Below are 24,064 nucleotides of genomic sequence, written 5' to 3'. Positions count from 1 at the left end.
CGCCGGGAGCGTGTATGGAAGCAACAGAACACAACGGTAGTCCAGCGGGTCGCCTTGCAGCGGCCCGGACCGCCCTGGCCCAGGGCGCGCAGCGCCTGTGCAGCCTGACGGCCTCGGTCTGGCGCGACCCTTCTGGTCAGGCTCCGTGGATCTGCCTGTTCTGGTCCTTCTGGTTTTCTCTGGCCACCTTTCCCATGGGCTACGGCCTGCGTGAGGTCACGCCCCTGGTCTGCCTGGTCTTTCTTCTCCTTTACTACCGCCGCGCCTGGCGGCAAAGCGTGCTCTGCCGCCTGCCCGTGCGTCCGCTGTTTTACTGCCTGGGCGGCATGATCCTCATAGGCGTGTTTTTTTCCGAAGACGTGTGGACTTCCCTGCTCCACGCGGGCACGGGCATCAACAAAGGCTTTATCCTGCCCTTTATCGCCATGGAATGCGTGCGGGACGAAAAAGATCTGCGCCGTCTGGTCTGGGCCTGCGTGCTGGCCTGCTTCTGGCAGGGTCTGGACGGCCTGTGGCAGGCCTGCACGGGCTACGACTTCATCATGGGCTATCAGCCCAACGCCGGGCGGCTCACGGGCAGCCTGGGCGACTACACCGTGGGCAACTACATTGCCCTGGCCCTGGTGCCGGCCTGCGCCCTCTGGTTTCTGCTGCGCCGGGCTCTCCCGCCTGCGGCTGCGGTTTTTTTGTGGGCGGCATCGCTCTGGCCGGCTTTTTTTCTGCTGGTGGGCGCGGCCAGCCGCAGCGGGGCCCTGGCCCTGGCGGCCGCCGTGGCCCTCTGGTTTGTGCTGGCCTGGCCCGACGGTCGCCGCCTCAAGCCCGCCCTCTGCGCCCTGACCCTGCTGCTGGCCGTGCTGGCCCTGCAAGGCCGGGCTCAGGTGGACGCCGTGGTGGAAGATGGCCGCTGGAGTCTCTGGGAACTGGGCTGGCGCGTCTTTATGCAGCACCCCTGGCTGGGCAACGGCGCGGGCACTTATAATGAAGCCTTCCGCGCTCTGGGCCTCGCTCCGGAAAAAGACCTCATCACCATCAGCCATCCTCACAACCTGTATCTGGATATCCTCTACGCTCACGGCCTGGTGGGCTTTGCCCTGGGCATGACCGCCCTGCTGGGCTTTCTGTGGTGGGGCTATGCGCGCATCCGCCCGCGGCTGGCCGCGGAACGGGCCGCCGGCTACGGCAGCGTCTACTGGCGGCTGACGGCCTGGTTCTGGCTGGGCTATGCCGCCTGGTTCGCCAACGGCCTTTTCGGCCACGATTTTTACCGCATCTGGTGGCTGGCTCTGGCCATGAGCCATCTGGGCGTCATGTTGGGGGCCGTGTGCAACGGGCCGGAACCGGCCTGCCCGGCGCGCGCCGGACACGGCGCCGCACAGGCTCCCGCCCCGGCGGGGACGCAGGGTTAGGCCTCGTCCTCGTCAAACTCGTTCGGGGCGGGCGGCAAGGGGGCGTTGCGCTCTGCGGCGCGGGCGCGCAGCAGCTCCAGGGCGGCGTCCCTGGTCAGGATGCGCCCCTGACAGCGCGGATTTTGCAGACGGTTTTCCGGGCAGTAGCCCAGCTGCACGCAGCTGGGGCCCGCCCCCACAAACAAATCGGGCGCGGCCTTGCGGCAGAGCCGCAGCATCTGCCAGGCCAGATGGCGGATCTCGTGCTGGGCGTTGCGGCAACAGCGGATAGCGAACCAGTCCAGCAGGGCGTGCGCGTTCATGCCGATGATGGCCTTAAATTCCGTGGCCTGGGGCTTCAGATAACGCAGATCTTCTTCGGGCAGACCGGCGTCCAGTCCGGCCTCGTACCACTGGCGGGATAAATCGGCCAGATCACGCCCGCTGAGGGACGTTTCGCGCCCGTCCGGCAAGGTGACCCGCGCCGCAAAGTCCGCCACCCGGCGGGGATATACCACGCTGTAACTGCGCTTGCCGCCCAGCTCCGCCCGGCCGGATTTGATGAGGTAGGAGGCCAGCCGCTTGCGCACCAGCTGCACTTCGGTGACGCGCGAGTAGCCCTCCACGCCAAAAAGAAAAAAATCGAATTCCAACGCGGCGCGGTGGCCGGACTCCAGAATGTTCTGCACAATCTTGCGGGAATAGGGCGAGGCCGCAATATCGTCCATACTGCGCTCGCTGCGCACAAAACGGGCCGCTATGTCCGTGTAGATTTTGCCGCCGCCCGCCAGCAGCCTGACCTTGCCCTTGCCCGTATACTTTTCTTCCAGCATAGCTTCCGTCACCCGCGCCGCAGCGCTGTTGTTCCGTATGTGGTGCCGCGCGGCGTCCGCCCGCGGGGAAGGCGCAGTATAGGCCAAAGCCCTCTGGGCGGCAAGGCGTGCGCCCGCTGCAGGGGCATGCGCCTTGACAGCCGCTTGCCCCCCCGCCAGAATATTTTGTTACGGCGAAGGGGCGGCAAGGCAGGGTCTGTCGGCCGCCTGCCCGCGCACGCCGTCCCTCCACGGCGTGCTACGGCGACGGGGTGCGGGGCCCGTTGCGCCCAAACCTCAACGGAATCTGGAAACGAAATCTGAAGCAGTAAGGAGCAGGCATGAGCGATCAATCCACTTCCGGCGACAAACCGGACAGCAAGGGCTTTTTCGGCGCATACGGCGGCCAGTATGTGCCGGAGCCGGTCAAGGCGCGGCTGGACGAACTGAACCGCGCCATGGAGGCCGCCCAGGCCGACCCGGCTTTTCAGCGCGAGCTGGACTACCTGAACGAACACTATACGGGCCGCCCCAGCCCCGTGTTCCACTGCGCCAACCTGAGCCGCGATCTCAAGGGCGCGCAGATCTGGCTCAAACGTGAAGACCTGAACCACCTGGGCGCGCACAAAATCAACAACACGCTGGGCCAGTGCCTGCTGGCCCGGCGCATGGGCAAAAAACGGGTTATCGCCGAAACGGGCGCGGGCCAGCACGGCGTGGCCACGGCGGCCACGGCGGCCCTTATGGGGCTGGAGTGCACCATCTGCATGGGCGAGGTGGATATGGAGCGCCAGCACCTCAACGTGGTGCGCATGCAAATGCTGGGCGCGCGGGTGGTGGCGGCCAAGAGCGGGCAACGCACCCTCAAAGAGGCCGTGGACGAAGCGCTTGAGCTCTGGGTCAGCGACCCCGACATGTTCTATGTGCTGGGCTCCGCTGTGGGGCCGCACCCTTACCCTTATATAGTGCGCGAATTCCAGTCGGTTATCGGCCGGGAGGCCCGCGCCCAGATGCTGCGCGAAACGGGCCACCTGCCCACGGCCTGCCTGGCCTGCGTGGGCGGCGGATCCAACGCCATCGGGCTGTTTGCGGGCTTTTTGCAGGACGCGGCAGTGCAGCTCATCGGCGTGGAACCCGGCGGGCGCGGCACAGGCTACGGCCAGCACGCGGCCTCCCTCTGCCTGGGCGAACCCGGCGTGCTGCATGGCTTCAATTCCTATATGATCAAGGACGCCAAGGGCGAGGCCGGCGAGGTCTACTCCATTTCCGCCGGGCTGGACTACCCCTCGGTGGGACCGGAGCACGCCCGGCTCAAGGACGCGGGCCGCGCCAGCTATGTGAGCGTTACGGATCAGGAAGCCCTGGACGCCTTTTACACCCTTTCACGCCACGAGGGCATCATCCCGGCGCTGGAGTCCTCCCACGCCTTGGCTCAGGCCCTCAAAATGGCCCCCACCCTGCCGCCGGAGGCCATCCTGCTGGTCAACCTTTCCGGCCGGGGCGACAAGGACGTGGCCCAGGTGGCGGCCCTGGGCCGGGAAACGCCCCCGGCATAACGGCAAAGCTCCCCACCCAGGCGCGGTCTGCGGCCGGTTTTACCTTCCATGACCGCTGCAGGCCGCGTCACAAAAATGACACGGAAAAATTTTTATACCGTCGCATTCGCAAGCGCTAACGGGCCAATGACGGGCAAATGACGGGCAAATGCGGCAAAATTTTTCTATCATGGGCCCTTCGTCGTCCCTGTCTCCAAAAAAACTTTCTCTCTAGAAAGTATTTAATATAACGATTTTACGGATAAAAATACCAGGAGGAACCAAAAGGACCGCGAAGGGTAAAAATTTTTGCACGATTCCGCTTGCAAAGTGCACGGGCCTTGCATATATTCTCAACGAAGCGGGAAACCGCTCCACAGGCGTTTACAGTGAAACCATCGTCCCATGCGGGGCAAAAGAAAGGAAGGTTAACCATGAAAAAGATCGCTACTCTTCTGTTGGCGGCCGGCCTTGTGTTCGGCGCTGCCACGGGCGCCAGCGCCATCGACTTCAAGGCGAAGGGCCAGTGGATCATGAGCTTTGACTACGGCCAGAACGGCGGCTTCACCGGCGGCAACGGCCAGACCGGCTTCAATGGTGTCAAGAACAACCGCTATGGCAACGAAGACGAGTTCGAAGCCAAGCAGCGCGTGCGCCTGCAGTTGGACGCCGTGGCCTCCGAGGCCCTGTCCGGCACCGTGTTCTTTGAAATCGGCGACCAGACCTGGGGCAAAAACAGCCAGGGTGGCGCGCTGGGCGCTGACGGGCAGGTCGTGGAAGTAAAGAACGCCTACATCGACTGGATGGTGCCCCAGACCGACCTGAAGGTGCGCATGGGCATTCAGGGCGTGGCCCTGCCCAGCTTCACCACCAATGCCAGCAGCGTGCTGAACGACGACGTGGCCGCTGTGGTGGCCTCCTACCAGTTCAACGAAAACGTTGGCCTGACCGCCCTGTGGGCGCGCCCCTACAATGACAACTCCAACGACTGGACTGACAGCAGGGGCAAGAACTACTACGGCAACTACATGGACAACGTGGACCTCTTTGCCCTGCTGGTGCCCCTGTCCTTTGACGGCGTAAAAGTGACCCCCTGGGCCATGTACGGCGCCATCGGCCCCAACGCCTTCCGTAAAGACGATAACTGGCTCAGCGACACCGGCAGCAAGGATCTTGGCAACGCCTACCGTAACATGGCGTCCGGCATGCTGCCCGTGGGCGGCTCCCTGCATAAGGACGGCACCAGCGCCTCCAAACGCCTGTACGAATACGGCAATGCCGTCTGGGCGGGCCTGACCGGCGACGTGACCATGTTTGATCCCTTCCGCATCGCGTGGGATGTCAACTACGGCTCCGTGACCTATGACGACAGCCGCCTGAACCGCTCCGGCTGGTTGGCTTCGCTGCTCTTTGAATACAAGATGGATTGGGGTATTCCCGGCCTGTACGGCTGGTACGCCTCCGGCGACGACAACAACCCGGCCAACGGTTCCGAGCGCATGCCTACCCTGCACGCCAACGGCAACAACGAGTTCTCCAACTTTGCCTTCAACGGCAACCCCTATATCGCTCGTGAAGCCGTCCTCAGCGACACTATGGTGGGCACTTGGGGCATTGGCGCGCGCGTCAAGGACGTGAGCTTTGTGGAGAACCTGAAGCACACCCTGCGCTTGAACGTCATGGGCGGCACCAACAGCACCTCTATGGCCAAGCGTTACCTGCGCAGCGACGCCAGCTCCCGCGCCAACATCTATGACGGCGCCAATGCCTACGGCATCGGCATGGATCCCCTGTACCTGACCACCAACGATACCGCCATGGAAGTGGGCCTGACCAACAGCTATAAGATGTACGAAAACTTCACGGTGTACCTGGACGCCGCGTACATCGCCACATGGCTGGACCAGTCCGACTCCGTGTGGGGCAAGAGCAAGATGAACGGCAAGAGCGATCAGGTGCGTGACCCCTGGAACGTGAACCTGAGCTTCGTGTACGCCTTCTAAGAGAACACGCGCTTAACAGAGCCTTCAAGGGGGAAGCCGCAAGGCTTCCCCCTTTGCGTACCCGACCTTCCCCCAGACCCACCGCCTATGCAGAAGCCCGACCCCGCCAGCATCCCCACGGCCCCCGGCGTATACCTTTACAAGGACACGCGCGGCCGCGTCATCTATGTGGGCAAAGCCCGCGTACTGCGGCGGCGGGTGCTCTCCTACTTCCGCTCCGAAGGGCTGCCCGCCAAAACGCGGGCCATGCTTTCCCACGCCGCCAGCCTGGACTACCTCACCACCACCACGGAAAAAGAGGCCCTGCTGCTGGAAGCGAGCCTGATCAAAAAGCACCGTCCCCACTACAATATCGTGCTGCGCGACGACAAGCAGTACGTGCTGTTTCGCTGCAACCCGCGCCACCCCTTTCCCCGCCTGGAGATCGTGCGCCAGGCCCGGCGGGACGGCGCGCGCTACTTCGGCCCCTTCACTTCGGCCCTGGCCGCGCGCGAAACCTGGAAGCTGCTGCACCGGGCCTTTGCCCTGCGCCGCTGCACGGACAGGGCCATGAAAAACCGCGTGCGCCCCTGCCTCTACCACTTCATGGGCCAGTGTCCGGCCCCCTGCATGGGTCTGGTCACGCCACAGGAATACAACGTCAACGTGCGCCAGGTCTGCGATCTGCTGGAAGGGCGCTCGGCGGAACTGCTGCACCATTTGCGCACGGGCATGGAAGCCGCCGCCGAGGCGTTGGAATTTGAACGCGCCGCGCTGCTGCGCGACCAGATCCGCGCCGTGGAGCGCACTGTGGAACGTCAGGCCGCAGTGCTGCCCGGCGGCGGCGATATGGACGCCCTGGGCCTGGCCCCCGGCGAACGCGGTCTGGCGCTGGCCCTGGTTTTTGTGCGCAACGGCGCCGTGACCGACGGCCGGGCCTTCTACTGGCCGGGCCTGAGCTTTGAGGATGCCCCGGAGCTGCTCTGGTCCTTCCTGGCCCAGTACTACAGCCAGGTTACCCCGCCGCCGCGCGTGCTGCTGCCCTGGCTGCCGCCGGATCTGGAAACGGACCCAGCCCTTGACGCGGCCCCGCCCACCGACGCGGAGCACGTTTCCGCTGCAGACCAAGCCGCCCGCAGCGCCCCCGACGCGCCGCCGTCCGGCCCCGGCAGCAGGGCTGACGCCCCCCCGGCGGCTCCGTCCGCCCCACCCGCTTCCGCTATTTTTCCCACTGTTGTCTCTGCCGCAGCGGCCACCGCGGCAGCTTCGCCCGAAGCCCTGCCCCGGCCCGCCCTTGGCGAACGCGAACTGCTGGAGCAGACTCTCGGCGACCGCCGCAACGGCCCCGTGCGGCTGGTGGCCCCACAAAACGCCGATGACAACCGCCTGGTGGACCTAGCCCAGGGCAATGCGCGCGAAGAAGCCCACCGCCAGGAACGCGGCGGCGCGCAGGATATTCTTACCCGTCTGGGTGCGGCCCTGCACCTGCCCGGCCCGCCCCACCGCCTGGAATGCGTGGACGTGTCCCACACCGGCGGCAAGCAGACCCGCGTGGGCCTGGTGGTGTTTGAGGGCGGCCGCCCCGAACGCGGCCAATACCGCAACTACGCCATGCCGGACAGCGGCGACGACTACGCCACCCTGCACGCCTGGGTGTCCCGCCGCCTGGAAAGCGGACCGCCCTGGCCCGATCTGCTGCTTATCGACGGCGGCCGCGGCCAGCTCCACACGGTGCAACGCGCCCTGCGCGAGGCCGGACACGAAGCCCTCTTTCCCCTGGCGGCCATTGCCAAGGCCCGCGACGAGGCCGGCCACGCCGACCGCCGTGCCGGCAATGTGGCCGACCGCATCTTTACCCCCGACCGCGTCAACCCTCTGCCCCTGCGCGAAGGCAGCCCGGAACTCCTCTTCCTGCAAAACGTGCGCGATACGGCCCACCGCTTTGTCATCGGCCGCCACCGCCGCGCCCGGCGCGGCGCGGCCCTCTCCGGAGAACTCATGCGCCTGCCCGGCATCGGCCCCGCCACCGCCCGCCTGCTCTGGGACCATTTCGGCAGCGTAGAGGCCATGCGCGCCGCCTCCCTGGAAGACCTGCGCCGCCTGCCCGGCATCGGCCCCGCCAAAGCCGCTTTGCTCCTGCAAAAGCTGGCGGCATTGCAATAGATTGGGGGGAAACGTTTTGTGGGGGGAAGGGAACTTTTGTGAACAAAAGTTCCCTTCCCCCCACACCCCCCATCCTTCAAAAAACGTTATTTCCTCACAGAACCGCGCGGGGCGTACCCTGGCCGAAAAAAAGGCTGGCCGTTTTTGCCATTGCGGCCAGCGTTGCCGCGCTCCCCATCAAATGCAGACCGGCCGCAGCGCTCCGCCAGGTTTTCTCCGGGAGTTGCGCGCGGCATACAGGGTTGCGCCGAACATGGCCGGGTTGACGCCCTAGAGTAGTTAGCGAATGAAATGAGCTAACTGCTCTGCAAGGATTTTCTTGAAAATCCTTGCCACGAAATGCGAAAAGGCAGGCTTTTGCCTGCCGTAATCGAGCATTTCAAGTGTTAAATGCTCTATTCGCCGAGATATATCTCCAGCAGTCCTTCGGGCGGATCAATAGTCACGGCAGGGATGTGGGGGCTCAGCTGCAGAATGTATTCGGGTCGGGCGGGAAAGAGCACTTCGCGGTCATCGTCGGTGCGGATGGACCAGACTTCCTGACCGGCGGGAAACTCCACATGATCCAGGCGGCCCAGACGGCCGCCGTCAGGCAGAAACACGGCGCAGCCCAGCAGGTCGTGCAGATAGACTTCGTCCGGGTCTGGGGGGGGCAAATCTTCGCGCCGCACCAGAAGTGCCGCACCACGCAGAGCCTCGGCCGCAGTACGGTTGTCCACGCCTTCCAGAACGAGCAAAGGCCGTCCCTTGTGGCTGCGCACGGCCAGAGGGCGCACGCGCCGGGGCGGAGCTGCGCCCTGCCGCAGCCAGAGGGGGGTATGCAAAAGCAAGGGGGAGTCCGCATGCCAGTCGATGCAGAGCTCCCCTTTGATGCCGTGGGGCCGCGCAAGCGTGCCCATTTCAATCCAGGATGCGGCCATAGATGGTCTTATTCCAGAATTTCCAGCACCGTCCGCTTCTTGCACTTGGTGGAGGCCGCGCTCAGGATAGTGCGCATGGCGCGGGCCGTGCGTCCCTGTTTGCCGATAACCTTGCCCAGGTCTTCCTTGGCCACCTTCAGTTCCAGCACCGTGGTCTGCTCTCCTTCCACTTCGTTGACCTGCACCTCTTCGGGATGGTCCACCAGGGACCGGGCGATGTATTGGATGAGCTCTTTCATGGGGTTTCCTCCCAAAGGGGCCTGGGCCTGAAGGGCCGGGCAGCCGCAGCGCGCCTGGCCGGACAAAATGGCGTCTGTCGCCGGGGCGCTGCCGCGCCACAAGACCTGCGCCGCAAGGAATGCGGCGTAACGCGAAGCGGCGTCAATGCAGCCGAAAAGCAAGGCTCTCAGCTGCACAAACCTTTGAAACGCGCGGCGTTTCAGGGCGCTCCGCGCTTAAGGCCGGTGCAATCAGGCCATGTATTTTTTGATGAGGGCGCGCACGGTGTCCGTGGGTTCCGCGCCCCGGGCCAGCCATTCCTTGATCTGGTCCGCTTCCAGCTTCACGTCCACGGGGTTGGTCATGGGGTTGTAGTAGCCAAGAAAAGCCAAAGGACGGCCATCACGGCGGGTTTCGTCCGTGGCGGCCACAACCCGGTAAAAGGGGTGCTTCTTGCTGCCGAGGCGGGTCAATTTCAACTTTACAGCCATTGCGTCAAACTCCCTTGCTGGTAGTATGTTAGCGTTGCGTCCGGGAAAGGGCAAGGGCGAAATGGCCCGGCGCATACAGGATGTCTGCCGCTCGCGGCGGCGCCCTTGCCGTGGAAAACTGCGTCTATTTCTTTTTGCGCTTGGGGCGTTCTTTTTTCTTGCGCTTTTTTGCGGACTTGCCAGAGCCGGAGCGCCCGGCGGACAGGCCTTCCATACCGGGCATACCCGGCATGCCGCCCATGCCCGGCATCCCCATGCCGGAGGGCATGCCGCCCATGCCCGCGGGCAGATTCAGGCCCGGAGGCATGCCGCGCATGCGGGGCATACGTGGCATGGCGGCCTTTTTGCCGCCCTTGCCGCCGCCCAGCATACCCTGCATCATCTTGCGCATCTGCTCAAACTGGCGCACCAGCTGGTTGACCTGGGCCACCGTGACGCCCGCGCCCTTGGCGATGCGCGCCCTGCGGCTGCCGTTGAGCAGATCGGGGTTGCGGCGCTCGGCCATGGTCATGGAGCTGATAATGGCCTCAGTGCGGGCCAGCTCTTTTTCCGGCACGGCCCCGCCCGCCTGGGCCAGCTTTTCGCGCAGGCCGCCTAAACCGGGAATGAGCTTGAGGATGCTGTCCAGCGAACCCAGTTTTTTGATGCGGCGCATCTGGGTGCGGAAATCTTCCAGATCAAAGCTGGCCTTTTGCATTTTGCGGGCCAGCTCTCCAGCTTCCTCGGCGTTGATGGCGCCCTGCGCTTTTTCCACCAGGGTGAGCACGTCGCCCATGCCCAGAATGCGCCCGGCGATGCGGTCGGGGTGGAAAACTTCCATCTCCGAGAGCTTTTCGCCCATGCCCACAAACTTGACCGGCGCGCCCGTCACCGCGCGGATGGAAAGGGCCGCGCCGCCGCGCGCGTCGCCGTCCATCTTGGTCAGCACCACGCCGGTGACGCCCAGCCGATCATTAAAACTCTGGGCCACGGTCACGGCGTCCTGACCGGTCATGGCATCGGCCACAAACAAAATTTCCTGCGGCTCCACCGCCGCCTTGATGGCCGCCAGCTCCTGCATCAGGGGCTCGTCCACGTGCAGGCGGCCCGCCGTATCCAGCAGCACTACGGTGGCCTGCTGCTCCCGCGCGGCCGCCACGGCCTGCCTGGCGATGTCCACGGGGTTCATATCCGTGGTGGAGGGGTAGCAGGGCATATCCAGCTGCCTGGCCAGCACGGTAAGCTGGTCAATGGCCGCCGGACGGTAAACGTCCGCCGGGACCAGATAGGGGCGCATTTTCTGCTTGCGCAGCAGATTGGCGATCTTGCCCGCCGAAGTGGTCTTGCCCGAACCCTGCAGGCCCACCAGCATGATCACGGCGGGCTCCCGCCCCTGCAGCTGCAGACCGGCGGTTTCGCCACCCAGCAGAGCCACCAGCGCATCGTGGACAATCTTGACCACCTGCTGCGCCGGGCTCACGCCTTTGAGCACTTCCTGGCCCAGGCATTTTTCGCGCACGTTTTCCACAAAGTCTTTGACGACCTTGAAGTTGACGTCCGCCTCCAGGAGGGCCAGCCGCACCTCGCGCAGGCCGGCCTGCACGTTTTCTTCGGTCAGCCGCCCCTGCCCGCGAAAGTCGCGGAACACCCCGGAAAGTCTGTCGGAAAGGCTCTCAAACATAGTTACCTCTGCGCCGCGCCCCCAGAGGGGCGAAGTGGTGATTCATAGGCTGTTTGCGCGCCCGCGTCAAGTACGACCGCCACAGTTCGCGTCCGGAGTCTGCCGCGCGGGCTCGCGCCGCAGTGGCGCGCCTTGCGCTGCTCCGGTTTGCAGGGCGCCGCTGCCCGGCGTGGGGCGGCTTTGCGCGCGGCTTTGCCACATTGACATACGCCCCGCAAGGGGATACCCTATCTGTCTATATTTTGATTAGTTATTACAGACCATTACGAGGCAGTCATGTTCACCAATCGCGGCAAGGCCCTGACCTTTGACGATATTTTGCTCATCCCCGGCTTTTCGGACATTACCCCGGACGCCGTGGACATCACCACATGGCTCACGCCATCCATCCCCCTGCGCATTCCCCTGCTTTCCGCCGCCATGGATACCGTCACCGAGGCGGCCATGGCCATTTCCATGGCGCGCATGGGCGGCATCGGCATCATCCATAAGAATATGCCCGTGTCCCGCCAGCGGCTGGAGGTGGAAAAAGTCAAGAAGAGCGAAAGCGGCATGATCCTCGACCCTGTGACCATCTCACCCAACAACACGGTGCAGGAAGCCCTGGACCTCATGTCGGACTTTCGCGTTTCCGGCCTGCCGGTGGTGGAGGGCGACCGCCTGGTGGGCATCCTTACCAACCGCGACGTACGCTTTGTGGAGGACGCCCAGGCCGTACGCGTGGCCGAGGTCATGACCAGCGAAAATCTGGTCACCGTGCCCATGGGCACCTCGCTGGAGGAATCCAAACGCCACCTGCACGAGCACCGCATCGAAAAACTCCTGGTAGTGGACGAAGGCGGCCGCCTGCGCGGCCTCATCACCATGAAGGACATTGACAAGGTGCAAAAATACCCCAATGCCTGCAAGGACGACAAGGGACGTCTGCGTGTGGGCGCGGCCATCGGCATCGGGCGGGACTGCGAGGCCCGCGCCGAACAGCTGCTGGAGGGCGGGGCCGACGTGCTCGTGCTGGATTCGGCCCACGGGCATTCGGTCAATGTGCTCAAGGCCATCCGGCAGGTCAAAAGCGCCTTCCCCACCTGCCAGCTGGTGGCCGGCAACGTGGCCACCTATGAAGGCGCCAAGGCCGTGCTGGAAGCCGGAGCGGACACCGTGAAGGTGGGCATCGGCCCCGGCTCCATCTGCACCACCCGCATTGTGGCCGGCGTGGGCGTGCCGCAGGTGACGGCCGTGATGGACGCCAGCCGCGCCGCGCGTGAAATGGGCCGCTGCTGCATTGCCGACGGCGGCATCAAATTTTCCGGCGACATTGTCAAGGCTCTGGTGGTGGGGGCGCATTCGGTGATGATCGGCTCGCTCTTTGCCGGTACGGAAGAAAGCCCCGGTGAAACCATCCTTTATCAGGGCCGCACCTACAAGATTTATCGCGGCATGGGCTCCATTGACGCCATGAAGGAAGGCAGCTCCGACCGCTACTTCCAGGAAAAGAGCAAAAAACTTGTGCCCGAAGGCATTGTGGGCCGCGTTCCTTACCGTGGCCCGGTCATGGAGGCCATCTACCAGCTCATGGGCGGCCTGCGTTCGGGCATGGGCTATGTGGGCGCGCACAACCTGCAGGAACTGCACGAAAATACCACCTTCTGCGAAATCTCCCCGGCCGGTCTGCGTGAAAGCCACGTCCACGACGTGGTCATCACCAAAGAGGCCCCCAACTACCGCATCGAAAACTAGGCCCGCGCCCCCTCCTGGCTGCAGCGAGGGGGCCGCGCAACCTTTTGCCGCTTTTCAGGGACGCAAACCATGCCCAGCAAGGTCATCATCATCGACTACGGCTCTCAGGTCACCCAGCTCATTGCCCGGCGCGTGCGCGAGGCGGGGGTGTATTCCGAAATCCACTCCTGCGTCACCAGCGCCGCGCAGGTGGCGGCCATGCGGCCCCAGGCCGTGATTCTTTCGGGCGGGCCAGCCAGCGTGGGCGAAGCAGACGCCCCGGCCCTGGACCCCGGTTTTCTGGATCTGGGCGTGCCCGTGCTGGGCATCTGCTACGGCATGCAGTTGCTGGCCAGGCATCTGGGCGGCGAGCTGGCCCAATCCCTGACCCGCGAATACGGCCCAGCCGAGCTCACCCTCACGGCCCCCTGCCCCCTGTGGGAAGGCGTGGCCTCCCCCACCAGGGTCTGGATGAGCCACGGCGACCGCGTGCTCACCCCGCCGCCGGGTTTTGCCGTCACCGGGCGCACCCCCACCCTGGACGTGGCCGCCATGGCCGATACGCAGCGCCGCATCTACGCCGTGCAATTCCATCCTGAAGTACACCACAGTGTGGACGGCGAACGCATGCTCCAGAACTTCCTGTTCAAGGTGGCGGGCATCACGCCGGACTGGACCATGTCCTCCTTTGTGACGCGTTGCGTGGCCGACATGGCCGCCCAGGTGGGCGACCGCCATGTGGTCTGCGCCCTTTCGGGCGGCATCGATTCTACGGTGGTGGCCGTGCTGCTGCACCGGGCCATCGGCAAACGCCTGCACTGCATCTTTGTGGATAACGGCCTGCTGCGCGAAGGCGAAGGTCAGGAAGTGGTGGACTGCCTCACTGAGCATTTCGACCTCAACCTCACTTTTGTACAGGCGCAGGAGCGCTTCCTCTCCCGTCTCAAGGGCGTGGACGACCCGGAGCAGAAGCGCAAAATCATCGGTCATACCTTTATTGAAATTTTTGATGAAGAGGCCAACAAACTGCCGCAAGTGGATTTTCTGGCCCAAGGCACGCTCTATCCCGACGTGATCGAGTCCGTCTCCCACAAGGGCCCCAGCGCGGTGATCAAAAGCCATCACAATGTGGGCGGCCTGCCCGACACCATGCAGCTCAAGCTCATCGAGCCCCTGCGCGAACTCTTTAAGGACGAAGTGCGCAAGGTGGCCGTGGAGCTGGGCTTGCCCGAAAGCGTGGTCTGGCGGCACCCCTTCCCCGGTCCGGGTCTGGCCATCCGTGTACTGGGCGAAGTGAGCCCGGAACGGCTGCACACCCTCCGTCAGGCGGACAAAATCGTGCAAGAGGAGCTGCGCGCCTCCGGCTGGTACCGCAAGGTCTGGCAGGGCTTTGCCGTGCTGCTGCCCCTGCGCACCGTGGGCGTCATGGGCGACGGCCGCACCTACGAGCACGTCATTGCCCTGCGCGTGGTGGACAGCGTGGACGCCATGACCGCAGACTGGGCCCGCCTGCCCCCAGAACTCATCGGGCGCATTTCCGGGCGCATCATCAATGAAGTCAAGGGCGTCAACCGCGTGGTCTACGACGTGTCCTCCAAGCCGCCCAGCACCATCGAATGGGAGTAAACCCATGTTCGGCATCGGCAGCACGGAACTACTGGTCATCCTGGTGGTGGCCCTCATTGTGCTCGGCCCCAAAAGCCTGGCCAATGTCTCGCGCACCCTGGGCAAGGCTATGGGCGAATTTCGCCGCGTTTCCACAGACTTTCAACGCACGCTCAACGCCGAGGCTGCGGCCGAGGAAGAGCAGCGACGGGTAAAAACCGCCAAGTCCCCCACCGCCACAGACGAAGCCGCCCCCGCCCCCCAACAGGCGGAAGGCGCGGCAAAGGCAAAACCGGCTGCAGCGGCGGCAGCGTCTGATGCCCCCGCAGAAGGAACAACTGCGGCGGAGACCGCAACCATTGACGTGACCCCTGCCCCGCCCGCACCGGCCGCGGCAGGCGCGCCCGAAACTGCCGGCGCGCCCACGCCCCCGCCGGGCAGCCCCCTGGCCGCCGCCCTGGCCAAGACCAGCGCTGCAGCCCAGGCAGCTACGTGCGGCAACGCTTCCGAAGCGCGCAAGGGAAGCGCCGACACTGGGAACGCCGGGGCCATGGACACGGTCAACGCGCCGGGCGGCCAGCCGCAAAACGGCGACGGCGGCAAGGTATGAGCGAAAGGCAGCCTTCTCCTCCCACAGTCGCGGACGCAACGGCTTCCGTAAGCGTTGCCGCCGAGGACGGCGCTGTGCAAGAAACGTCGGCAGTGGGCGCGACGACGGCCCCTCAGGCCGTTGCGCCCGCCACCACACCCGAACCGACGGCAGCAACGCCGGAAGCGGGCATACAGCCAGCAGCGCAAACGGCAGACCAGGCCCCCAGCGCCCCGCGCTTTGTCATCCCGGACTTTGTGGCCGCGGCCGCCGCCGCTACGCCTCCCACCGCAGACGCGGCGACGAACGCCGCACCGCAGGGCGCCCCCGAACCGCCGAACATGGCTCAGGAGGCCGCACCCAAAACGGACGCCGCCGGTTCCGGGCAAGCGATTGCGACCACGCCCAACGCGCCCCTATCTGACGCGCCTATTTCTGACGCGGCTGGCTCTGACCCGGCCGGGGCCGACGACGCTTTTGCCGCCGCTCTGGCCGTGCCCCAATGGCAGCCGGACGCGGCCGCCGCAGAGCCGACCTCTCCGGCCACTGAGGCGGCGGGCACGCCGCCCCCGCCCATTGACGCGCCGCCCCCGGCCCAGCTGTCGGACGACAGCGGCCTGCCTGCACCGCAGGAAGGCGAAAAAAACAGCGCGCCCGAAGACACGCCCATGAGCCTCATGGACCATCTGGGCGAACTGCGCGTGCGGCTGGTGCGCTGCTGCATTGCCGTGGGCCTGGGCTTTCTGGCCTGCTGGGCCGTGGTGGACCCCATTTTCAACGCCTTGGTCGATCCTTTGCTGGCCGTGCTGCCCAAGGGCTCGCACGCCATCTACACCACCCTGCCCGAAGGCTTTTTTACCCGCATGTACATTGCCTTTGTGGCGGGCGTGTTTGTTTCCAGCCCGGTCATCTTCTATCAGGTCTGGTCCTTTATCGCCCCCGGCCTGTATGATGAGGAAAAACGCTACATCATCCCCGTGGCCGTGATCTCTGCCCTGTTCTTTGTCTGCGGCGGGGCCTTCTGCTACTTCATGGTCTTCCCCTATGCCTTCAGCTTCTTTGTGAGCTTTGCCACAGAAGAAATCGTGGCCATGCCCAAGGTCAGCGATTACCTGAGTTTTGTGCTCAAGCTCATCCTGGCCTTCGGCCTCATTTTCGAGATGCCCCTGTTTGCCCTGTTCCTTGCGCGCATGGGGCTCATCACCGCCGCCATGATGCGCAAGGTGCGGCGCTACGCCATTCTCGGCATCTTTATCGTGGCGGCCATCCTGACGCCGCCGGACGTGGTTTCGCAGCTGCTTATGGCCTGCCCCATGTTGATTCTTTATGAGATCAGCATTGGCGTGGCGGCCTTGTTCGGCCGCGACCGCAACAAAAAGGACAAGGCTGAAAAACCCGACGCAGCCGCCGCAAAAGACACGCCCAAAGACGACCAGCCCAAGCCGGAGGAAGGCCCCGCAGCTGCGGACAAGCCCGCCGCAGGCCCCACGGAGGACGCATGAACCAGCCCCAGCGCGTGGCCGAGCAGGCCCGAACCAGCGCCGAAACGGCCATCAACCTGCGCCTCAACCTGGACGGCACGGGCAAGACCCAGGTGAATACGGGCTTCGGCCTGCTGGACCACATGCTCACGCTCACGGCCTTCTGGGCGGGTATGGATCTGCGCCTGGACTGCAAGGGCGACCTGCAAGTGGACGCGCACCACACGGCCGAAGATGTGGGCCTGACCCTGGGAAAAGCCCTGCTGGAGGCCCTGGGCGACCGGGTCGGCATTGCTCGCGTGGGCTACGGCCGCGTGCCCATGGACGAAGCCCTGGCCGAAGTGACCGTAGACCTTTCCGGCCGCCCCTGGCTGGAGTGGCGCGGCGGCGAACTGCTCCCCCCCGTGCTGGCCGGGGAAGAAAAAGACCTTTGGCGCGAATATTACAAAGCCCTGGCCAGCGCCGCCCGCTGCAACCTGCATGTGGAATTTCGCTACGGCCAGAACGGCCACCATTTGCTGGAGTCCGTCGCCAAGGGTCTGGGCCTTGCCCTGGCCCAGGCCGTACGGCAACACGGCACAACTGTCCGAAGCACCAAGGGAGGTCTTGACTGATGCCCGCCCACACCCGTTCCCTATCTATTCTGGCCCTTTGCCTGGTCCTGGCGCTCTGCGCCTGCAGCCGCCGTCCGCGCAGCACGGCCGAGGTACCCCGTTCTCTTCCGGCGGCCTTTGCCGTCAGCGTGGCGCCCTTTACGCAGCCCCGCAACGCCAGCCAGCTCATTGCGGGACGCATCCCTGAAAACCAGGGGCGCATCACCCCCGAAGACATGGAGGCCCTCAACCTGCAGTTGCGCCACATCCTCACGGCCGAGAGCAAACGGCAGTATACTTTTATTACCGAACAGGAGCTGCCGGCAGACGCCACCGCGTTTCACAGTTCTGAACAGCCCCAGGGCCTGCCCCGCTGGATAGCCTACGGCAAAAAAAAGGGCGCGCACTATCTGCTGGTGCCGCAAGTGCTGGACTGGCACCAGCGTGAGGGCTCCAAGGCCGGGGTGACCAACGCCGCGCATGTGCGGGTGGAATTTTTCCTCCTGCGGGTGGACGAGGGCGAGGTGGCCTCCCGCTCCGTATACGACGAGCAGCAGGTAGGCCTGGCGGACAACCTGCTGAATATGGGCACGTTTATTAAACGTCGGGGCCAATGGGTCACGGCCGAGCAACTGGCCGCAGAAGGCATGCGCAAGGCTGTGAAGGATATGGGTTTATGATCATTTTCCCCGCTGTGGACATTCAGAACGGCAAGGCCGTGCGCCTGCGGCGCGGCCGCGCCGACGACAGCACGGTTTTTGCCGAAGACCCCGCGGAAGCGGCCCGCTCCTGGCAGGAACGCGGCGCGCGCTGGCTGCATGTGGTGGACCTGGACGGCGCTTTTGACGGCGCGGCCAAAAGCCGCGCAGTGGTGGCCCGCATCTGCGCGGCCCTGACCATTCCCGTGCAGCTGGGCGGCGGCATCCGCGATCTGGAAACGGCCCGCGCCTACCTGGATGCGGGCGTAACCCGCTGCATCATCGGCACCCTGGCCCTGGAAAAGCCGGAAACTTTTGCCGCGCTCTGCCGCGCCTTTCCCGGTCGGGTGGGCGTTTCACTGGACGCGGAAGGCGGTCGGCTCAAAAGCCGGGGCTGGGTGGCGGACACGGGCCTCAGCGTGGACGACGTGCTGCCCCGCCTGCAGGACGACGGCGCGGCCTTCATCATCTATACGGATATCGACCGCGACGGCATGCAGAGCGGCGTAAACCTGCCCGCCCTGGAACACCTGGCCCGCGCTGCGCGCGTGCCGGTCATTGCCGCCGGAGGCGTGGCCACCCTGGCAGACGTGCAGCGCCTCTACCCCCTGGTGGGCAGCACCAGCCTGGTAGGGGCCGTGAGCGGCAGAGCCCTCTACGAAGGAACGCTCCACCTTGAAGAGGCCAATGCCTGGATTGCCGCGCAGGGGCAGTAAGGCCTTACAGCGTTGCAAGGCCTGGCGGCTACGGATGCAGACGCCCGCCGTGGAGGTGCAAGCGCAGTTTCAGCCGTTGCAACGCAAGCGCCTGGCCCGTTACGAGGAAGGAAGTTACGGGCAAAGACAGCACCACTATGTAGTTGCACGGGTAAGATCCGGAACAAACGTGCCGTAGCCGTTGAGAATATATGTTCTCAAAGGTACTCTGCTCTAGCGGCGCACCACCGGCGCACACGAAAGGGACGCTGGGGGCTTGCCAGATTTATCAAGAATTGTTATTGATAAATCACAAAGCCTGTGGCGCAACGGCCCAGGGGATCTTTGCACCAAGGAGGTCGCTTATGCCCCAGCTCAAGGATTTCGCCCTCTATGACATCGACTGGAACCTGACTCCGGAACACGCCGTGACCATGTATCTGGAGTGGGGCAACAACGACTGGCATTCGGAATATCCGCCCGTGCGTTCCAAGGACGACGTTTCCCATTATTTTGTGGTGGACAGCTGGCAGAACCCGCCCGTAGTACGTCTGGTGCGCCGCAATTCTGAACAGGCCGAAGATCTGATTACTGTCCCTTTGCCGGAAGAACTGCTGGCGGACTTTCACCAGGCCCACGGCAACTGGCGCGGTATAAGCGCGCCTACGCCCACCGTCAAGGCATGGCTCAAACACGAGCTGGGCCAGGAATAAACCTTTCAAGGGCAAAGGCCCGCCCTTTGCTCCCCATACGGCTCTTCCTTCGGGAAGGTTTCTCAAAGGAAAGCAGGCTGTCTGCCGCCTCGCGCGCAAGTGCGCCCTGCGCCAAGCGGTTTTACGCACGATCTCGCTGCTTTTTCATCTCTCGCGCAGCCAGGGCCGAGCGTTCACGCTCGGCCTTTTCCGCTTCAGCGCGGCGCTGGCGTTTGATCTTTTCCAGCCGGGCGCGCTGGGCCTGCTCACGCTGTTCCCGCGCCTGCTCCAGGAGCTTTTCCCGCTTGCGGTCAAAGGTCAGGGTAGTGCGCAGGGCGGCCAGCCCCAAGGCCACGACACTGACGATAAGGATGAGCACCTTCTGGATGGACCACTGGTCTGCGCCCAGGATCTGCTTAAGCCAGCCCAGACGCAGGGCGTCGCCCCAAAAAACCACCACGGGCACACCGATAAAGCAAAGCAGCAGCCCCACGGCCTCCACCCAGATGAAGGTGCGGGCCATGGTCAGGCCGAACAGGGTACCGTCGCGCACCATGCGCAGGTTTTGCAGACGCTTGCGCAGCTCACGCAAGAGTTCCGCCAGGCGGGGGGCTTCGGCCTGCACCTGCTTGAAGGACGCAGCCTCGCGAAAGTTGCAGGCAAAGGCCCGGTTGATAATACCGGCGGCCTCGTTGAATTCCCGGCTGAAGTCGCGCAGAGCCGTGGGGAAGGGAAACCATGAGGCTTCGTCGCGGATTTCCTGCAGGATGTCCAGATAGTATTTGTAGCGGTTGCGCAGGTCTTCCACCTGTTGCGCAATAGCTGCGTCCAGTTCGCTTTCCAGGGTGGGACGGTCCGCCACCACCTTGAGAAAAGCCATGTAGTTGCTGACGTTGGAAAGCGCCTCCAGGTTGCCCAGGCGTTCGCCCATCTGCAGCTGTACGGGGTGGTCGGCGGGGAACCAGGCCTCCAGCCGCGCGCGCAGCTCGTTGATGCAGACGCGCTCGGCCTCGGCCTTTTTGCGGGCTTCTTCCCACAGCTCGTAGAGGGCAGAAAGAATGAGCAGGCGGCCCCGCTCCAGGGCCGGGTCGATGAGCACGCGGTTAAAGTAGGTCGGGTCTTCGCGCACCAGTTTGACAATCTGGTCCAGAACCGGCTCGGCAAAGCCCATTTTGACCTTGCAGACCATCCCCCTATACCTGACCTCGCGCCACTGGGGCATGACCCGCCAGACCTGGGTGTACTGCTCAATAGCAGAGCCGAACTGCCCCTGTTCCTCAGCCAGCCGGGCCTGTAAAAACTCATTCCAGGCCTGCAGGGCCGGTGAAGGGGTCAGGGAGGCCGCCTCCCGGAAGGAGCCCAGAGCGCGCTCAAGCTCACCCCGTTCCACCTGAGTGAACGCCAGCACCATGCGCAGGCGCGGGTCGCGCTGGTGGCGGGCAATGGTCTGCGTGATCCTTTTTTCCAGGTCAGCCAGTTCATCGGGCCCGGCTCCGGCCAGAGCGTCCAAAAGGACCCAGGCCGGGCTGTCGTCCCTGGCCGGATTTTCTCCTTCCGTATCTGGGTCGTGACTGCGGTACAGCCAGCGCCGGGGCACGTTGCGCAACTGGCAGGCGCCGTTAAGGTCCAGCACGGCCGCCAGCACTGTGGCCGCCGGGCCGCCCCCGGCCAGCAGGGCGGGGTAGGCCGCCACGCCTTGTTCCGCCAGGGCCAGTTCTGTCTGCCGAAAGCCTTCGTTAATCGACTCCAGATCCATCCCGGCCAGGTCGTCCCAAACCTGTGCCCGGCTGGGGGGGCAGGCTCTGGTGGGGCACTGTTCGGCTGTATGGCTGTGCACGCCGCAGTAAAAGCAGCCCACGCCGTTGCCGGCCGTGAGCTGGCCAGGCATGAGCAGGGGGATGGAACGGCCGCTCAAGCTGTTTTCATCCAGCAGCACGTTGCACCAGTTGTCCACGGACATCTGTTCGCCCGTGTAGCGCAGATCCTGCACCGTAAAGCCCTCGCCCAGCAAATAGGCATTGCGGTAGCTCAGGTAGGGAAAATCGGGCATGAGTTTATCCCACTGCAGGCCGATTTTCTTGGGCAATTCACTGTTAAAATTGAGGTTATTGCGGTCTGCCAGCACGCAGACGCAGGGCCAGTGGGCCCCTTCGCCGTGTTCCTTGTCGAAGCTGTGCAGGTAATCGCGCATAAAGGTGCGCAGCATGAGCAGATTTTCCAGTGCCAGCATGACAAAGGTTTCATGGACGATAAACTTGATTTTGAGCTGCTGCAGCAGGGCTTCCACCCTTTTAAACATGGCGCTCCAGCCGGCCTGAAAAGCCTTATCCAGCGGGCTGCCCAAAGGGTGCAGAATGGCAAACCAGGACTGGGTGGAGGCGTAGGGCATGCGCACATCCACAACCATGCCGGACCAATCCGCAGCGGCCATGCCCTGGCGGGCGGCGTGACGCTCAAAACTGATGCCGGGCATGGTGCCCCTGCCCTCACGGCTCTTGGGGTGCACCCAGACATCCAGCTGGTCTGTGACCAGCATTTCCTGATTCTGCAGGGCAGCGTCCAGCAAGACAGTGGCTTCGCGCCGCCGCCCCATCTGCAGCCGGCCCGGCATAAGCTCCACGCCCACCGCAAGCTCATTAAAATTGCCCCAGACCTGAAGACGCGCCAGGGCCAGAAACACGTCATCCGTAAAAAAGAACCAAAGGGACTGTTCCGCTGCCTCGCCCACCTGCATGCCGCCGTAGTTGAGCAGGGTCTGCCCCACGGCCGGGGCCAGCGTCCCCTGCCAGCAGACCCACAGCACATGCCCCGTGGCGCTCATGCGCACTTCCCGGCACTCCGGCAGGCGGGCCAATAATTGCGATAACTGCGCCATGCACAATATCCTTTGAAAACCGACTGAAAAGGACTACCATCAGCGACCGTAACCAAGCTGCCGACACGGTCGGCCCGTGCCGCCAGCCCCAATGCAAGAGGTAGCCATGGATATTAATAAAACGCTGCAGGAACTCAAAGCCCGCCCCGGCTTCGCCGAACACGTGGGCATGACCCTGGTGCACAACGGCGTAGTGCGCGCCTGGTCGCGCAAGGACCATAGCCCCGTAAGCCAGGTGCGCGTCACCCCGGACAGGGCCAAAATGTCCGCCATCTGCAGGGAGATGGAACAACGCCCCGGCATATTTGCCATTCTGGCCGAAAGCGCCGAGGGGTTGCTCCGCCCTGGGGACGACCTGCTTTTTCTGGTGGTGGCCGGCGACATCCGCGAGCATGTCAAAGCCACCTTTGCCGAGCTGCTGGACCGCATCAAGGCCGAAGCCGTCCTCAAGCAGGAATACGGCCAGGACTGACGGACGGCTTGCCCGCCCTGCCCAAGACTTTGGCCCCTTGTTGGTCTTATCGGCCGACAGGCGCGGAACTTGACGGCGCTTCCAGCAGCGCGCGGGCGTAGTCCGCGCCGTTGAAGGGGCGCAGGTCTTCCAGCTTTTCGCCCAGGCCCACATAGGTAATGGGCAAATGGTGCTGCATGGCCACGGCAATGGCCACGCCGCCCTTGGCCGTGCCGTCCAGCTTGGTGAGGATAAGCTCATCCACCCCGGCGGCTTCCTTGAAAAGTTTGACCTGCGAAAGGGCGTTCTGCCCTGTAGTGGCGTCGATGACCAGAATGCTGCGGTGCGGCGCGCCGGGGTGCTTTTTGCCCAGCACCTGGCGGATTTTGGCGAGCTCTTCCATGAGGTTGACCTTGGTCTGCAAGCGGCCCGCCGTATCCACAAACAGCACGTCCACCCCTTCCTTCACGGCGCGTTCCACAGCCTCATAGGCTACGGCCGCCGGGTCCGAACCCGCCTGCCGCGCGTAAAACAGCGCGCCCACGCGCTCGGCCCAGACCTGCAGCTGTTCTATGGCCGCCGCGCGGAAGGTGTCTGCCGCGGCGATCATGACCTTTTTGCCCTGCATGCGTTCCCGATGGGCCAGCTTGGCGATGGTGGTGGTCTTGCCCACGCCGTTGACGCCGATCATGAGTACCACTTCGGGCGGATTGACGGCCGCAATGCGCCGGGGCGCGCGAAAAATGTCCTCCAGCTCGGCCTTGAGCAGCTCGCGCACGCCCTCGGATTGGGTGATCTTTTCCTTACGGGCGCGCTCTTTGAGGCGCTCCACCAGCTCCAGCGCCGGTTCATAGCCCAGGTCGGCCATGATGAAGAGCTCTTCCAGCTCTTCCCAGAAGGCTTCGTCCAGCTCGCCGTGCCCGGCAAACAGCGTGTCCAGGCCGCGGGCCAGCTGTTCCCGCGTGCGGCTGAGGCCTTCGCTGATCTTCACAAACAGACGGTTGCGCTCGTCCTCCTCGTCCTCCAGGTCCAGGGCCAGAGCCAGACGGTACTGCAGCTCGGAGCGGAATTCCTCCACCAGCCGGTAGTCCATGCGGGCAAGCCAGCCCTCAAAATCCCGCACAAAGGCCTGGGCCTCGGCCTCCGGGGCGTCCAGGGCGCGCAGCAGAAAAAGCAGCCGTTGCCGGAGGGCCTCGCCAGTTTCTTCCACGCCTTCCAGCACAATGCCCAGCCAGACCGAAAGACGCGGCTCGGCCTCGCGTAGGCGCAGGGTCAGGGCCGTCTCCTGCGCGGCGACGGCGGGCGACGCGGACGACGCCACCGCCTCTGTAGCCGATGCGGATTCCGGCGCAGTTTCGGAAGCGCCGCCCTGCGGGGCGACCGCAGGCGCTGCCGGGGCCGATGCGACGGGCCCGCTCCCTTCCGGCGCAACTGTTCCGGGCGCGGCTTCTCCGGGCTCACCGCCGAATATCTTCTTGATGGCGCTGAAAAATCCCATACCACTC

20 protein-coding genes are annotated in these 24,064 nt (G+C 64.5%); 13 read left to right on the top strand and 7 right to left on the bottom strand.

Going from position 1 to position 24,064, the window contains the following annotated elements; translation table 11 throughout:
- Nucleotides 1–14: 14 nt before the first annotated feature.
- A complete protein-coding gene (locus tag J7I12_RS00195; RefSeq protein ID WP_130958234.1) occupies nucleotides 15–1,406 on the top strand; it encodes an O-antigen ligase family protein in 1,392 nt (463 codons plus the stop codon).
- Here J7I12_RS00195 and thyX read toward each other — a convergent pair.
- Nucleotides 1,403–2,218, bottom strand: a complete 816-nt coding sequence (thyX, locus tag J7I12_RS00190) for an FAD-dependent thymidylate synthase (protein WP_118229502.1) — start codon at nucleotides 2,216–2,218, stop codon at nucleotides 1,403–1,405. The genes J7I12_RS00195 and thyX overlap by 4 nt on opposite strands.
- A gap of 320 nt (nucleotides 2,219–2,538) precedes the next feature.
- On the opposite strand from thyX, the gene trpB reads away from it, so the two are divergent.
- The 3 genes from trpB to uvrC all read left to right on the top strand — a co-directional run bounded on the left by trpB (nucleotide 2,539) and on the right by uvrC (nucleotide 7,877).
- Entirely contained in the window at nucleotides 2,539–3,753 is a 1,215-nt protein-coding gene (gene trpB, locus J7I12_RS00185; RefSeq protein ID WP_288907876.1) for a tryptophan synthase subunit beta, read from the top strand.
- A 413-nt stretch (nucleotides 3,754–4,166) separates the two neighbouring features.
- Nucleotides 4,167–5,735: an outer membrane homotrimeric porin gene (locus tag J7I12_RS00180; protein WP_498793810.1), complete on the top strand. Its 1,569-nt coding sequence runs from the start codon at nucleotides 4,167–4,169 to the stop codon at nucleotides 5,733–5,735.
- An 87-nt stretch (nucleotides 5,736–5,822) separates the two neighbouring features.
- A complete protein-coding gene (uvrC, locus tag J7I12_RS00175) occupies nucleotides 5,823–7,877 on the top strand; it encodes an excinuclease ABC subunit UvrC (protein WP_302413302.1) in 2,055 nt (684 codons plus the stop codon).
- Nucleotides 7,878–8,272: 395 nt separating this feature from the next.
- On the opposite strand, the gene rimM is transcribed toward uvrC, so the two are convergent.
- The 4 genes from rimM to ffh all read right to left on the bottom strand — a co-directional run bounded on the left by rimM (nucleotide 8,273) and on the right by ffh (nucleotide 11,167).
- Nucleotides 8,273–8,797, bottom strand: coding sequence for a ribosome maturation factor RimM (gene rimM, locus J7I12_RS00170; RefSeq protein WP_242621269.1), 525 nt, complete (start codon nucleotides 8,795–8,797; stop codon nucleotides 8,273–8,275).
- An 8-nt stretch (nucleotides 8,798–8,805) separates the two neighbouring features.
- The gene (locus J7I12_RS00165; protein WP_092154800.1) at nucleotides 8,806–9,036 is read right to left on the bottom strand and encodes a KH domain-containing protein; all 231 of its coding nucleotides are present in this window, start codon (nucleotides 9,034–9,036) and stop codon (nucleotides 8,806–8,808) included.
- Between the two features lie 231 nt (nucleotides 9,037–9,267).
- The gene (gene rpsP / locus J7I12_RS00160) at nucleotides 9,268–9,507 is read right to left on the bottom strand and encodes a 30S ribosomal protein S16 (protein WP_118229499.1); all 240 of its coding nucleotides are present in this window, start codon (nucleotides 9,505–9,507) and stop codon (nucleotides 9,268–9,270) included.
- 124 nt (nucleotides 9,508–9,631) lie between these two features.
- Nucleotides 9,632–11,167 (bottom strand): signal recognition particle protein, encoded by a 1,536-nt coding sequence (ffh, locus tag J7I12_RS00155; RefSeq protein ID WP_302149174.1) that lies wholly within the window; start codon nucleotides 11,165–11,167, stop codon nucleotides 9,632–9,634.
- 276 nt (nucleotides 11,168–11,443) lie between these two features.
- On the opposite strand from ffh, the gene guaB reads away from it, so the two are divergent.
- From guaB to J7I12_RS00115, 8 genes are all read left to right on the top strand, one after another.
- The gene (guaB, locus tag J7I12_RS00150; RefSeq protein ID WP_118229497.1) at nucleotides 11,444–12,901 is read left to right on the top strand and encodes an IMP dehydrogenase; all 1,458 of its coding nucleotides are present in this window, start codon (nucleotides 11,444–11,446) and stop codon (nucleotides 12,899–12,901) included.
- A gap of 69 nt (nucleotides 12,902–12,970) precedes the next feature.
- Nucleotides 12,971–14,506: a glutamine-hydrolyzing GMP synthase gene (gene guaA / locus J7I12_RS00145; protein ID WP_118229496.1), complete on the top strand. Its 1,536-nt coding sequence runs from the start codon at nucleotides 12,971–12,973 to the stop codon at nucleotides 14,504–14,506.
- Between the two features lie 4 nt (nucleotides 14,507–14,510).
- A complete protein-coding gene (gene tatB / locus J7I12_RS00140; protein WP_118229495.1) occupies nucleotides 14,511–15,095 on the top strand; it encodes a Sec-independent protein translocase protein TatB in 585 nt (194 codons plus the stop codon).
- A 647-nt stretch (nucleotides 15,096–15,742) separates the two neighbouring features.
- Entirely contained in the window at nucleotides 15,743–16,576 is an 834-nt protein-coding gene (gene tatC, locus J7I12_RS00135) for a twin-arginine translocase subunit TatC (RefSeq protein ID WP_130958246.1), read from the top strand.
- The gene (locus J7I12_RS00130) at nucleotides 16,573–17,169 is read left to right on the top strand and encodes an imidazoleglycerol-phosphate dehydratase (protein ID WP_118229494.1); all 597 of its coding nucleotides are present in this window, start codon (nucleotides 16,573–16,575) and stop codon (nucleotides 17,167–17,169) included. The genes tatC and J7I12_RS00130 overlap by 4 nt, the downstream gene beginning before the upstream one ends.
- Nucleotides 17,169–17,828 carry a hypothetical protein gene (locus J7I12_RS00125; RefSeq protein ID WP_303192693.1) on the top strand — a complete coding sequence of 220 codons (660 nt, stop codon included), beginning with the start codon at nucleotides 17,169–17,171 and terminating at the stop codon, nucleotides 17,826–17,828. Before J7I12_RS00130 ends, J7I12_RS00125 begins: the two co-directional genes overlap by 1 nt.
- The gene (hisA, locus tag J7I12_RS00120) at nucleotides 17,825–18,562 is read left to right on the top strand and encodes a 1-(5-phosphoribosyl)-5-[(5-phosphoribosylamino)methylideneamino]imidazole-4-carboxamide isomerase (protein ID WP_118229492.1); all 738 of its coding nucleotides are present in this window, start codon (nucleotides 17,825–17,827) and stop codon (nucleotides 18,560–18,562) included. The genes J7I12_RS00125 and hisA overlap by 4 nt, the downstream gene beginning before the upstream one ends.
- A 344-nt stretch (nucleotides 18,563–18,906) precedes the next feature.
- Nucleotides 18,907–19,254 carry a DVU0772 family protein gene (locus J7I12_RS00115; protein ID WP_118229491.1) on the top strand — a complete coding sequence of 116 codons (348 nt, stop codon included), beginning with the start codon at nucleotides 18,907–18,909 and terminating at the stop codon, nucleotides 19,252–19,254.
- A 121-nt stretch (nucleotides 19,255–19,375) separates the two neighbouring features.
- Here the strand turns inward: J7I12_RS00115 and J7I12_RS00110 are convergent, their stop codons facing one another.
- Entirely contained in the window at nucleotides 19,376–22,108 is a 2,733-nt protein-coding gene (locus J7I12_RS00110; RefSeq protein ID WP_118229490.1) for a tetratricopeptide repeat protein, read from the bottom strand.
- Nucleotides 22,109–22,214: 106 nt separating this feature from the next.
- On the opposite strand from J7I12_RS00110, the gene J7I12_RS00105 reads away from it, so the two are divergent.
- The gene (locus J7I12_RS00105; RefSeq protein ID WP_118229489.1) at nucleotides 22,215–22,580 is read left to right on the top strand and encodes a molybdenum cofactor biosynthesis protein MoaE; all 366 of its coding nucleotides are present in this window, start codon (nucleotides 22,215–22,217) and stop codon (nucleotides 22,578–22,580) included.
- A 46-nt stretch (nucleotides 22,581–22,626) separates the two neighbouring features.
- Here J7I12_RS00105 and ftsY read toward each other — a convergent pair whose 3' ends face one another.
- On the bottom strand, nucleotides 22,627–24,057 hold the full coding sequence (gene ftsY / locus J7I12_RS00100; RefSeq protein WP_302548976.1) for a signal recognition particle-docking protein FtsY: 1,431 nt from the start codon (nucleotides 24,055–24,057) through the stop codon (nucleotides 22,627–22,629).
- Nucleotides 24,058–24,064 lie beyond the last annotated feature (7 nt).

Source organism: Desulfovibrio diazotrophicus, assembly GCF_902498985.2.
GTDB lineage: Bacteria > Desulfobacterota > Desulfovibrionia > Desulfovibrionales > Desulfovibrionaceae > Desulfovibrio > Desulfovibrio legallii.
The sequence above is the reverse complement of the archived record's forward strand: the minus strand, read 5'-3'. Positions and strand labels throughout refer to the sequence as shown.

Coding starts and splice junctions, on each gene's coding strand:
- J7I12_RS00110 (WP_118229490.1), bottom strand. CDS start 22,108: ATGGCGCAGTTATCGCAATTATTGGCCCGCCTGCCGGAGTGCCGGGAA.
- J7I12_RS00125 (WP_303192693.1), top strand. CDS start 17,169: ATGCCCGCCCACACCCGTTCCCTATCTATTCTGGCCCTTTGCCTGGTC.
- thyX (WP_118229502.1), bottom strand. CDS start 2,218: ATGCTGGAAGAAAAGTATACGGGCAAGGGCAAGGTCAGGCTGCTGGCG.
- J7I12_RS00180 (WP_498793810.1), top strand. CDS start 4,167: ATGAAAAAGATCGCTACTCTTCTGTTGGCGGCCGGCCTTGTGTTCGGC.
- tatC (WP_130958246.1), top strand. CDS start 15,743: ATGAGCCTCATGGACCATCTGGGCGAACTGCGCGTGCGGCTGGTGCGC.
- J7I12_RS00115 (WP_118229491.1), top strand. CDS start 18,907: ATGCCCCAGCTCAAGGATTTCGCCCTCTATGACATCGACTGGAACCTG.
- rimM (WP_242621269.1), bottom strand. CDS start 8,797: ATGGCCGCATCCTGGATTGAAATGGGCACGCTTGCGCGGCCCCACGGC.
- ftsY (WP_302548976.1), bottom strand. CDS start 24,057: ATGGGATTTTTCAGCGCCATCAAGAAGATATTCGGCGGTGAGCCCGGA.
- tatB (WP_118229495.1), top strand. CDS start 14,511: ATGTTCGGCATCGGCAGCACGGAACTACTGGTCATCCTGGTGGTGGCC.
- rpsP (WP_118229499.1), bottom strand. CDS start 9,507: ATGGCTGTAAAGTTGAAATTGACCCGCCTCGGCAGCAAGAAGCACCCC.
- hisA (WP_118229492.1), top strand. CDS start 17,825: ATGATCATTTTCCCCGCTGTGGACATTCAGAACGGCAAGGCCGTGCGC.
- ffh (WP_302149174.1), bottom strand. CDS start 11,167: ATGTTTGAGAGCCTTTCCGACAGACTTTCCGGGGTGTTCCGCGACTTT.
- guaB (WP_118229497.1), top strand. CDS start 11,444: ATGTTCACCAATCGCGGCAAGGCCCTGACCTTTGACGATATTTTGCTC.
- J7I12_RS00105 (WP_118229489.1), top strand. CDS start 22,215: ATGGATATTAATAAAACGCTGCAGGAACTCAAAGCCCGCCCCGGCTTC.
- J7I12_RS00195 (WP_130958234.1), top strand. CDS start 15: ATGGAAGCAACAGAACACAACGGTAGTCCAGCGGGTCGCCTTGCAGCG.
- guaA (WP_118229496.1), top strand. CDS start 12,971: ATGCCCAGCAAGGTCATCATCATCGACTACGGCTCTCAGGTCACCCAG.
- J7I12_RS00130 (WP_118229494.1), top strand. CDS start 16,573: ATGAACCAGCCCCAGCGCGTGGCCGAGCAGGCCCGAACCAGCGCCGAA.
- uvrC (WP_302413302.1), top strand. CDS start 5,823: ATGCAGAAGCCCGACCCCGCCAGCATCCCCACGGCCCCCGGCGTATAC.
- trpB (WP_288907876.1), top strand. CDS start 2,539: ATGAGCGATCAATCCACTTCCGGCGACAAACCGGACAGCAAGGGCTTT.
- J7I12_RS00165 (WP_092154800.1), bottom strand. CDS start 9,036: ATGAAAGAGCTCATCCAATACATCGCCCGGTCCCTGGTGGACCATCCC.